Genomic DNA, 548 nt, shown 5'->3' on the forward strand with positions numbered 1-548 from the left:
GCGCCTTCTGCGCGCCCTGGAAGGTCGAGATGTCCACGTCCTTCAGGAAGTTGGTGGTACCCGCGGCGGCAGTGGCAGTGGCGGCGATGCCGCTCTGGTCGAAGGTGATGCCGGTGGCACCGGTGGCGCTGCCCGCGGTGAACGAGAAGTCCTGGCCGCCCTTAACCGATTCCAGCTTCAGCTTGTTGCTGCTGTCCACCGAGGCGTACACGCCGGTCTGGGCCAGCTTGTCGTTGATCGCCGATGCGATCTTCTTGGCCACATCGGTGTCCACGTCGCCGACGGCCACCGAGACCGAGGCGATGCTGACGCCGTTGACGGACATGCCGGAGAAGCTGCCGCTGGCGGTGGCGGTACCCGAGGCCAGGGCGTTGGTGGTGGTCTGGGTGGCGGCGAAGCCGGCCTTGCCCAGCGAGGCGGCGCTGGCGTTGACGATGCTGTTGATGCCGATGGTCTGGCCGGCGTCGGCGCCGACCTGGAACAGCGCGCCGGAGAAGGAGCCGTCCAGCAGCTTGGTACCGTTGAAGTTGGTCTGGCTGGAGACGCGA

Annotated in this window: 1 protein-coding gene; it reads right to left on the minus strand. The window is 67.3% G+C overall.

The annotated features are described in order from the left end of the window. Positions 1-548 (minus strand): flagellin hook IN motif-containing protein (locus tag SLW52_RS21055; RefSeq protein ID WP_320744262.1); only part of this gene is annotated, 548 nt, incomplete at both ends.

The sequence above is a fragment of the Xanthomonas sp. LF02-5 genome, assembly GCF_034105325.1.
In the GTDB taxonomy this organism is placed as follows: domain Bacteria; phylum Pseudomonadota; class Gammaproteobacteria; order Xanthomonadales; family Xanthomonadaceae; genus Xanthomonas_A; species Xanthomonas_A sontii.